Annotated in this window: 7 protein-coding genes; 3 read left to right on the top strand and 4 right to left on the bottom strand. The window is 60.1% G+C overall.

Annotation, left to right across the window (positions count from 1 at the left end):
- Window positions 1-2,811 (top strand): MBG domain-containing protein (locus tag AC6FTP_RS23495; RefSeq protein ID WP_497209342.1); only part of this gene is annotated, 2,811 nt, incomplete at its 5' end.
- 116 nt (window positions 2,812-2,927) lie between these two features.
- Window positions 2,928-3,917 (top strand): FHA domain-containing protein, encoded by a 990-nt coding sequence (locus AC6FTP_RS23490; RefSeq protein WP_497209341.1) that lies wholly within the window; start codon window positions 2,928-2,930, stop codon window positions 3,915-3,917.
- 37 nt (window positions 3,918-3,954) lie between these two features.
- Here the strand turns inward: AC6FTP_RS23490 and AC6FTP_RS23485 are convergent, their stop codons facing one another.
- The 3 genes from AC6FTP_RS23485 to AC6FTP_RS23475 form a co-directional block, all read right to left on the bottom strand.
- Window positions 3,955-4,107, bottom strand: a complete 153-nt coding sequence (locus AC6FTP_RS23485) for a hypothetical protein (protein ID WP_497209340.1) — start codon at window positions 4,105-4,107, stop codon at window positions 3,955-3,957.
- A 75-nt stretch (window positions 4,108-4,182) separates the two neighbouring features.
- Window positions 4,183-4,662 carry a TlpA disulfide reductase family protein gene (locus AC6FTP_RS23480; protein WP_497209339.1) on the bottom strand — a complete coding sequence of 160 codons (480 nt, stop codon included), beginning with the start codon at window positions 4,660-4,662 and terminating at the stop codon, window positions 4,183-4,185.
- Between the two features lie 48 nt (window positions 4,663-4,710).
- A complete protein-coding gene (locus AC6FTP_RS23475; protein ID WP_497209338.1) occupies window positions 4,711-7,308 on the bottom strand; it encodes a DEAD/DEAH box helicase in 2,598 nt (865 codons plus the stop codon).
- A 225-nt stretch (window positions 7,309-7,533) separates the two neighbouring features.
- On the opposite strand from AC6FTP_RS23475, the gene AC6FTP_RS23470 reads away from it, so the two are divergent.
- Entirely contained in the window at window positions 7,534-8,289 is a 756-nt protein-coding gene (locus tag AC6FTP_RS23470; RefSeq protein ID WP_497209337.1) for a hypothetical protein, read from the top strand.
- 36 nt (window positions 8,290-8,325) lie between these two features.
- Here AC6FTP_RS23470 and AC6FTP_RS23465 read toward each other — a convergent pair whose 3' ends face one another.
- Window positions 8,326-9,702: a hypothetical protein gene (locus AC6FTP_RS23465; RefSeq protein ID WP_497209336.1), complete on the bottom strand. Its 1,377-nt coding sequence runs from the start codon at window positions 9,700-9,702 to the stop codon at window positions 8,326-8,328.
- Window positions 9,703-9,871 lie beyond the last annotated feature (169 nt).

The raw sequence follows: 9,871 nt of genomic DNA, 5'->3' as shown, positions 1-9,871 counted from the left end.
ATCAATGCCGTCATCGCATTGCCGGATGGTTCATTGTTCGCCGGTGGAAATCCAGTGGCCTCTTTGAAGCGTCGCAATGGCACGACAGGAGCAGATCTCGGCTTCACTCTGGCCGGCCACAGTATCCAAACCTACGCCCTGCACCGTCAGGCGGATGGCAAGCTGCTTTCAGGCTCTTATGGCGTCCTCAAGAGAACGGATGCTAGCCTCGTTCCCGATACTGGTTTCGACATCGGCACCGGGTTTGACAGCTACATCCGCGCCATCACGACCGACTCCGCAGGCCGCATCTATGTGGGGGGCGAGTTTGGCAACCTCAACGGAGTGTCGCGCAACCGCTTCGTTATCCTCAATGGCGGTGATCTCGATTCCCGCACGGAGCCGAAGCCGGGGCAGACCATCACCTTCGCTGACATCGCCGATCACGCTTTTGTGCCGGGGAATGCGACGGCGAATACCGTGACAATCACGCTGCCGACTTCGTCGAGCAATCTTCCGGTGTCCTTGGTCGTCACCAGTGGACCAGCCACTCTGGCGGGGACTAAGCTGACCTTCACGGGAGCAGGCACAGTCGTGCTCACGGCCTCCCAGGCGGGCAATGACAACTTCAGCGCCGCCACGGTCAGCCAGACCATCGAGATCTCGAAAGCCTCTCAGACCATCACCTTTGCTCCGCTGATCGACCGCACCACAGGCACGGTGCCTTTCCTGCTCAGCGCCTCTTCCAGTTCGGGATTGCCGGTGACTTATCAGGTGACCGAAGGCCCCGCCTCGGTGAATGGCAATGTTCTCACACTCACGGGTGCCGAAGGTTTGGTCTATATCCGCGCCAGCCAGGCTGGAAATGCCGACTTCACCGCTGCTGCGGATGTGGAGCAGAGGTTTGATGTCATCAGCGGCACTCCTGCGAAGCTTCCGCAGACGATCCTCTTCAGCCCATTGGCCGGACGTTCGCTGAGTCAGCCACTCACTTTCACGCTGAGTGCCACCGCCAGCTCTGGCCTGCCTTTGACCTACACCTTCACCGGACCCGTCACGAGCATCGTCAATGGTGTCGTCACCCTTAGCGGTGCCACGGGCACGGTCGCCATCACGGCAAAACAGGCTGGAGATGCCAATTTCCTGCCCGCAGCCGATGTGAAGCAATCCTTTGCCGTCACCGCCGCTGCCACCACGCTGACGCTGACCAATCTCGTCCAGACCTACGACGGCACTCCGAAATCCATCGGTGTCGTCGGTGGATCGGCGGACACGATCTATTACACGGTGGACAAGATCAAAGGCACCACACCACCTACCGCCGCAGGCAGCTATCCGGTCGAGGCTGTGTCAGGCACCGCACCGACAGCGATCAAAAAGCCAGGCACTCTCGTCATCAACAAGGCACCGCTGCTCGTCGTCGCCGATGACAAACGGAAGTTCATCGGCGAGGTCAACCCGCTGCTCACCTTTGCCTACTCCGGCTTCCTCGGCAGTGACAACGCAGGCAATGCTTTGAGCAAAGCTCCCACCGTCGCCACCACGGCCACGACCACCAGCCCGGGCGGAAATTACCCCATCAAGCCCGCTGGCGGCACCTCGGCGAACTACAATTTCGTCTATGTGAACGGCAACCTGAAGATCGAAAGCTGGGCAGGCCAGTATGAGGCCATCGTGACCGACACGAACACCAACCTGCCCTCGGCCAAAGTCGAGTTCACCGTCTCTGCCGGCAGCCGTGACCTCACGGGCAAGCTCACGACCGCGAAACAAGCCTCTCCTGTGCCCTTCAAAGGCCCGCTCGGACTCGACTTTGGCGCTGAATACGCCACGGCGAACATCAACGCCACCGTCGGCACGGGAACCGCCGCCGTGATCTACAACCTTCAGTTGGCCATTCCTCTGAAATTTGACTCCTCCGTCAGCGTGACACGCCAGGAGGGGGCAGGTCCAGTGGCCACGCTGGGCAGCTCCTCCTCGGGTCAAAAGCTCCAGCTCTACAGCGGCACACCGCCTGTGACCTATGCGGGTGCCTACACCCTCGTCTTCGCCCCAGATAGCACCGCGAACGTGCTGCCAAAGCCCACCGGCTCAGGCTTCGCCACGGCGACCATCGACTCCAAAGGCAAGATGACCTTTGCCGGAGTCCTGGCCGATGGCACCAAGATCACCGCCAGCCTCCTGCCAGATGCCAATGCGGGTTACCGCCTCTACCTGATGCCTTACAAGGGCCGAGTGAACAGCTACTGTGCGGCCTGGATTGAACCTGAGGAACACCAGGACCTGCCCGGCCGAGGTATCATCACACTCGGGGACGATCTTTCCCTCTACTGGGCCAAAGCGGGGAATGCCAAGGACACGAACTACCGCGGCGGCATCCCTGAGTCTCAGTGTGACATCACGATGGACCCCTGGCTGCCACCGACCACGAAGGCACCTATCTTTACCCTGCCGCAGCGCCTCGTGCTCAATGGCACGGGAGACATCGAGCCCGTGTTTGAAAGTGCCGTCAGCGCGCTCACCCCCAGCATCCCCACGCTGCTGCGCATGGATGGCAAAGGACTCGTCAGCGTGAATCTGCCCGCCGTGACGCCTGCCAACCCCAGCGGCTACAAAGTCACCGTCACAGCGGCCACCGGAGCCTTCGCTGGCAGCTTTAATCTGCTGGATGGCAGCACGAAGCGCCTCGTGAACTTCAGCGGTGTCCTGCGCCAGACGCCTTTGTCAGAGACCTCGGGAGCCGTGATCGGGGCCGGATTCGGCATCGTGCCGCAGCTCGCCGGCCAGAGCGCAGGCACCACCTCCACGAGCATCAGCTTCGAGCGGCCATAGGCCATTCCAGACTGAGGTGCGGCGCATCAGTCCAGGGTTGCTCCAGTGACGAGAAGACCGACTTCCGTCATGAATGAGGATTTGCCCGTGATTCCAAGGGGCGGCTAATTAGCGCCATGACAGCCTGCCTCGTTGCCGAAAGCGGACTCGCCACCTCCCTTCAACAAAAGGTGGTGCGGGTGGGCAGTGACCCGATGGCTGAAGTCCCGTTCGCGGGCATCGACGGCCTGGCACCGTGGCACTTCGAAATCACCAGCACGGGGCAGGGGCACTCGATCCGCAAGCTCCAGGTCCAGTCCCCTCTGCTGATCAACGGTCAGCCTGTGACGACCGCCAAGCTCGTGGATGGTGATGTCATCACGGCTGGCTCATTGGTTCTCATTTATGGCAGCGAGGTGTTCGAAAATTTAGAGGTGCCCTTGAACATGGCAACATCACCCGATGGTGATGAGTTTGTCTCCCGCCTGGTGGATGCCCCGGTGGGGACGACGCACCTTCATCCCAGAGAAATGCCCGAAGCACCGAGTCTTCTGGCAGCGGTGATTGCGGCGCTCGTGGCCCTTCTCGTCACCATCATCGCCTACAGCTTTATATGTAATTTCAGATGGCCCTTCTTCATCTGCGGCACGCTGGCCCTCGGCCATGCTGTGGGGCGGATGTTCCGTCTGGCGGGTGATGGTCACGACATGCGTTTTGGTCAGTTTGCCGCACTGGCAGTGGTGGTTGGTGTTGTCTCCGTGAACTCGCTCACGGTGGCGGGCATCATGAACATGTATGAAACCGTCAATGAATCTCCCATGACTTCCGAAGGCAGTCTGATCGGTGGTGCGCCGACATCGCCCGAAGCGGAGCAAAGCACTCTTGGCACAGGTCAGGCCGCCCTGGATGTCACCAGCGGCTCTTTGGTGGAGATCTGGCAGAAACTCATCCCATGGAATTCAATCTCCGGGAAGAATGCGCGACTCATCCCGCTTACTGGTTTCAATCCCATCATGTTTGGACCCAAGTCCCTGGTCGCCTGTCTCCTCATGATGATCACCGCCTACCGTGCGGCCTTCAATTCCCGGCCGAAGACGACGGTTTCGACAGTAGCGGCAGCCACTTGAGGTTCTTGTAGTGGACGATGTAGTCCTTCTTGGTGAACTATGGATCCCATTTCAGCAGCATGAAGGCTGTGATCACGCAGACAAAGGCCACCCCGCCCGTCACCTCGGTGATGCTGTCATACTGGAACACATACCAAATGCCAAAGGTGGCGATGGCGGCGGCGGTGAGAAATTTGAGCAGCGAAAACATGGGCGGGCTGAGGAGAGGGCCTTGATCTCCCCCGAGTTAGCCCGACGATTTTTTTCTGTGACACAAAAGGCTCAATTACTTCTTCAGCACAGCCTCGATGTCGCTGTCCTTCAGGCTCATGGGGTGCCCCTCCCAGGTGATCTTGCCGGTGGCATCGACGATCATCGCATGGGGGATGCCCTGGATGCCAAAGTCCTTCTCCAGCTTCTCATAAGGATCAAAAGCCACCGTGTATTCGATCGGCACCGTCTTCTCGAAGTTCCGCACCGTCGGCTTGTCCTCATCCGTCACACCGATGATCTCCAGGCCCTTGTCTTTGTATTTCTTGTACACCTCGTTCAGGTGCGGAATGCTTGAGCGGCAGGGTGGGCACCAGGTGGCCCAGAATTCGAGGATGTAAGGCTTGCCAGCGAGTTCAGGCGCTTTGCCTGAGAAGCGCACCTTGAGATCTTTGATCACAGTGCCGACATTCGATTTCGAGGCTGAGGCCAGCACTTGCTGACCCAGGAAAAGCGCCACCAAGGGCAGCGCGAGGAGGAGTGTGAGGCGTTTCATAGGAAGGTAAGTCTGACCGACCTGCCTAGAACGGATCAAGCTGCGATTTCATGGTGAAAAAGATTCCGCCATGCTGCCCGTCTTCCGCTCAAACTCACGCCAGAGCCGCTCGATGGCCTCTTCGGGATCTTCCAGCATCATGCCTTCTTTGATCTTGCTGGCGAAGATGCCGAAGGAAAACGGGCTGACGACGGGCACCTGCACGAGATGCCATTCCAGAGTCGGTGCTCGCTCCAGGAAGTCGATGGCGCGGGGCAGGTCGAGGTAGGTGTGAGTGCTCTCGCGGTAGGACTGCACGATCATCGGATGATCCGGCTCATGCTCACAGAGCACGCGGAAGAGGATCTCGGCATTCCAGCGCAGGCTTTTCAGCCGCTGCTCCTTGCCGGGGCGATTTCGTGGCACCATGAGCCCCGTCTGCGCCACACCTCGGAAGTTCCACTTCACCAGCTCGCTGTGCTCCAGGGCGGCGTGCATGTCGTGGGCAGGATCTCCTGTTTGGAAAAGTTCACGCCACGCCTCCAGCTCCAGATCCTGGAAGCTCTTCACCGTCAGCAGGAATCCATAGTCGTCGATCGTCACCATCATGTTGCCACCGACGGCTTCTTTGAGCCGATGCGAGATGATTCGGCTCAGGGCATCGTTGGCACTCCGGCCGATGAGACTGTGGAAAAAGAAGTGCACGAGCTCCGAGTCGCTGCCTTCCCGGTCATCGACGAAGCGCTCGATGAGGAAGGTGTCGTCCGTCGGGATGCGGGAGACGCGGAGTTGGTTGCGGCAATGCCGCAGGATGGCTTCGGCATTGGTCTGCGAGATCTCGTAGCGCTCCACGAGCCAGTCGGCGGTGTCTTCTTTTTCCTCAGTCTCCAGCCGGTGAGCCAGCTCCGTCCGCAGCTTCGCCACCTCACGAGCGAGACCTGAGGCAAGCGGCATCTTGTTCGCGTTCCAGGCGGGCACGGTGGGCAGCCTGCCCGCTGCATCTTGCACCTTCACCTCAGTGACTCCGGTCTCGATCAGCCGCACCATGCGTCCGGCCAAAACAAAGATGTCGCCGAGCTTTAGCCGTTTGAGAAAACTCTCCTCGATCTGCCCGAGGCGGCGTTTGCCGAGGATCACGCTGACCATGCCTTCGGTGTGAATCACGCCCACGTTCGCCAGATACTCACGCTCCACTTTCTTGCTCGGCACAGCGAGCTGATCATCCACCCAGATGATCTTCCCGAAGTTCTCGCGATACTGCTTTTCCAGCGACCTGCCGCCGCCTTCCAGGTAGTTCAGCACGCGATCTAGCTCCTCCTCACTGAGATCACGAAACGCATACGCCGAGCGTACTGTTTTCAAAACCTCGTCGCGGGTGTAGCCGCCCTCCATCGCCATGCCGACGAGATGCTGCGCGAGCACATCCAGCGGGCGTTCCAAAGGACGCACCGCATCCAGTTGCACCGCGCGTGTCATCTCCGCGCAGACGATGCATTCCATGAGGTCGTTCACGTTCGTCGCGACGAGGATGCCGTGGCTCTCCGTGTGGATGCTGTGACCGCTGCGGCCGATGCGTTGCAGCGCGCGGCTGATGCCCTTCGGCGTGGAGATCATGACCACGCAGTCCACGCTGCCGATGTCCACGCCCAGCTCCAGACTCGTGCTGCACACCACCGCCCGCAGCTCGCCATTCTTCAGCCGGTCCTCCACCTCCAGCCGCACATCACGATCCAGCGAGGCATGATGCGCCTCGATCTTCGTCGCCAGTTTCGGCAATGCGTCCTTCAGCCGGATGGCGATGCTTTCCGTGCTGCTGCGTGTGTTGCAAAAGACGATCACATTCCGGCTCCGCTCCACGATCTGCGCGATGTCCTGCATCACCCGCTGCGCCGTGTAACCTGCGGGCGGATACGGATCACGCCGCAGCGGCGAGAGCACCTCCACACGCCTGCGACGCTCCATTCGCGCCTCCACGATCTCGCAGGGCCTGCCTTGCCCGACTAAAAACTCCGCCAGCAGTGGCAAAGGAGCCGCTGTGGCAGAAAGGCCGATGCGGGTGAGACCTTTCGCCCGACGTTCCAGCCGCTCCAGACTCAGCATCAGATGCGCGCCACGTTTGTTCTCCGCCAGCGCATGAAGCTCATCGATGATGACAAAGCGCACCTCACTCAGCGTTTCTGCCCAGCCAGCTTGTGGCAAAAGAATGGCCAGACTCTCCGGCGTGGTCAGCAGGATGTGCGGCGGCTTGCGCTTCAGCTTCGCGCGCTCGGCAGCCGTCGTGTCCCCCGTGCGCACACCCACGCGGATCACCTCCTCCAAGCCGATGCCTTTCAGCGCCGGAAGCAGGTTTTTTTGAATGTCATAAGTCAGCGCCCGCAATGGCGAGACATACACGCAATGGATGCGATCCCCCAGCGTCCCGGCCTCATGCGCCCGCACCAGATGATCCAGCACCCCGAGGAAGCCCGCCAGCGTCTTGCCACTCCCCGTCGGCGATGAAAGCAGCACCGACTTCCCCGCCAGGATGTGCGGCAAAGTCAGCTCCTGCGCCTGCGTCAGTCGCCCAAAGGCCTTCTTGATCCACTTCCTCAACCTCGGATGCAGCGCAGCCATCAGCGCATCCTCCGGCGGAGCGGAGTCAGGCTTCGATGGCTTTCGGCGTGGCATGAGGTGGTTTTACGTTCAGGAATCCTTTGAATGGTAAAAAGCTAGTGGAGTCTTCGTTGAACTTCATCGGAGGGGAAGGCCAAGAGTGCGGCAGCAGTAGCCCAGGCCGCCTGTAGAGGTGGGGAGGGTGCCAAATGTAGGCTGGGAGAGCGTGCAGGCCATACGATCTCCTATCCAAAGTGAAGACCGCTTTGCAATCGTGCTGCCGCCGCTACTCTGCGAGGCATGATTTCCAGACTCCTCGGCCTCCTTCTCCTCACCTCCACTCTCGCCAGCGCGGCGGTTTCGCTTTCACAGGCTCAACTTCAGAGGGTGGGACAGCGGATCTGGCAGAATGAATGCGCGGGCACCGTGGCGGGGCTGACGAGCTGGAATGCAGGGGAGGACTTCGCTTCGCTCGGCATTGGCCACTTCATCTGGTATCCGGCGGGAAAGCGCGGGCCGTTTGAGGAGAGCTTCCCTCCGCTAGCCGCCTTTCTCGAATCTCGTGGAGTGAAGATGCCCTCATGGGCGAAGGGGCCTTGCCCGTGGACCACCAAGGCAGGCTTTGAGGCTGAAAAAGGCGGCGAGCGGCAGAAGGAACTCCGCACGATCCTCTCGAAGACAGTCTCCCTGCAAACCGAGTTCATCCTCGCCAGACTGCAACGTGCCCTGCCGAAGATGCTGGCCGAAACGAAGCAAAAAAAGCGCGTGCAGGCAAACTTCGACGGTCTCTCCGCCACGCCCGAAGGTGCCTTCTGCCTCATCGACTATGTGAACTTCAAAGGCGAAGGCACGGCAAAGTCGGAGCGCTATGCAGGTCAGGGCTGGGGCTTGCTGCAAGTGCTGGAAGGCATGGCCTCACCGACTCCCAGCGCCTTTGCCAGCTCGGCCAAAGCCGTGCTCGCCCGCCGGGTGCAAAATGCCCCTGCTGCGAGGAAGGAGCAGCGCTGGCTGGCTGGCTGGCACAACCGCTGCGATGGCTATCTGCGGCGACTTTAATGCTGGATGCCAGCGGGCCACTTGGCGCTCAGTGTTTTATCGCTGTGCCGAGACGATCTTGTTCAAAACACGGCGATGGGCTTCGGTGATGGATGTTTCGGGCAGTTCCAGCAGCAGATTGGCGCATTCTTTAATCTCGATTTCATTGGGTGAGCCGGGGTAATCACAGAGATCGAACAACATCACGGTGTCATCGACAGGTAGAGAATGCAGAGCAAGCTTGGTCACCGCGAGCCTCACATCAGCGTGTTCTGGAGGGTCCAGAATCAGCCAGTGAATCAACCCCTGATAGGTCGGACTGCCTTTAGGGGCCACGCTGTTTTGGCCTTGGATCAAAACGGCGTTTTCTCGATACGAGCTGGTCCTGACAAGGCTGACGAGTCGCCGCGCATCATCATGCGCTGCGGCATGCCGGGCCAGTGCCTGGGCGCGAAGCTCTGGCTTGGACTGGCTTGCAGGAGCAGCCGTCGTTGAGGAAGTGTCAGGCGACTCTTTGATTGCAGCAGGTGACTGGCTTTGGCTGCTGCTCTGAATCGAGGCAGGCCTTTTCAGGATCGATTGAAGCTGGCGCAATGATTCACGGATCGGTGGTGCTTCCACTGCCTGTATCTCTTCTGCCGGCTCGATGGAGCCACTCTGGACTGGCGGGAGAGCTGGGCGGCTGGTGATCGCAGGCTCCCTGTCAGGTTCAGGCAGGTAGGAAAAAGCAAACCAGCCAAAGGCGACTGACGCCGCCACGCCGAGGATCAGCCCGAGGCCAAATCTGCCAGCTTTTGAACTTGTGTGCGTGGAGGCTGAAGCGGGAGCAGGAAGTGCGGACTGAGTGGCATTGAGCAAGGCGCCCTGTTCACGCCATAGATCCCACCAGCAGCCAGGCACGGCAGATTGAAACACCTGAAGAATCTCCCCTTCGCGCGGCATGATGTTTGCAAGATGGCGCAGGGCGAGCCTCGCCTCAGCCGAGTCCCAATCCCAGTCGTTGCCCGGTTCACGAAGATGCCGGTTCCAAAAGATACGTTCCTCCGGCGGGCTGCGCTCGAGCACACGCCCCGCCTCCACCCACTGCTTGGCATCATGAAGCAGAATGCCGTCGTTGATGTCGCCGAGATAGGGGATCGCGCAGTTGACGAGTTTCTGGGCGGTCACAGGGCGCAGGATGCCGAGCAACCCTGCAAGCACGGTCATGATGCGGGCCGTTTCACGCGTCCTGCGGGCAGGCGGTTCCGCCAGCAGTGTCTCGCCGAGCAGCTTGAGTTTATGCGTCTCCCCCTGCCGCACCCACTGCATGATCACAAGAGAACTCAGCTCAGAGCACTGCTGCCTCAGCTCGGCTGCCAGATGAGACGGCTGCACCAGCGAGGCAAGCCAGAGACCCTTGTCATCAAAGGTTTCGATCAGGGACTGACTGGCCACTCTGGCGGATGCGGGACTCGTAAAAGACTGCTCGATGAAGCGCTCGATGCTAGGCCGTGTTTGAAAACCTGTCGATTGGCAAAGTTGAAGGGGTGGTGTAAATAAGGCGACCGATGAAAACACAACGCTTCGCATGGTGGGGGCCGCTCAAAGAGCGGCTCAAAAAAAT

Origin of the sequence: Prosthecobacter sp. (genome assembly GCF_044378005.1) — a bacterium.
Lineage (GTDB): Bacteria > Verrucomicrobiota > Verrucomicrobiia > Verrucomicrobiales > Verrucomicrobiaceae > Prosthecobacter.
The sequence above is the reverse complement of the archived record's forward strand: the minus strand, read 5'-3'. Positions and strand labels throughout refer to the sequence as shown.